This window comes from Stenotrophomonas sp. PS02297 (assembly GCF_029959705.1).
GTDB classification, from domain to species: Bacteria; Pseudomonadota; Gammaproteobacteria; order Xanthomonadales; family Xanthomonadaceae; genus Stenotrophomonas; species Stenotrophomonas nitritireducens.
The window spans coordinates 1-286 of record NZ_JASCOS010000257.1; the positions used below are offsets into that span (position 1 = coordinate 1).

The 286-nt window shown below is 81.8% G+C and carries 1 pseudogene; it reads left to right on the top strand.

What is annotated here, in order from left to right:
- A pseudogene (locus tag QMX80_RS19270) lies at window positions 1-286 on the top strand (anti-sigma factor); the annotation flags it as partial.

Consider the following 286-nt stretch of genomic DNA (forward strand, 5'->3'; position numbering starts at 1 on the left):
CGTCCGAGCGGCAGGCGCGTCGTGCCGGCTGGCGGCGCTGGGGCGGCGGCGCCGCGCTGGCGGCCTCGGTCGCAGCCGTGGCCTTGTTCATGGCGCGCGGGCAGCTGCCCGGGCCGGCTGCGCCGGAAACCGTGATCGCCACCGCCGCGCAGGTTCCGGCGACCGCAGTCGTGGCCGATGCCGGCCGCGCGCCGGACGCCGGCGGCGATGCAGGACTGGCGGCTGCGGCGCCCGCCGTGGCCGTTGCCGCACTGCGGCGCGCGGATGCCCCGGCGCGCCGCGGCAG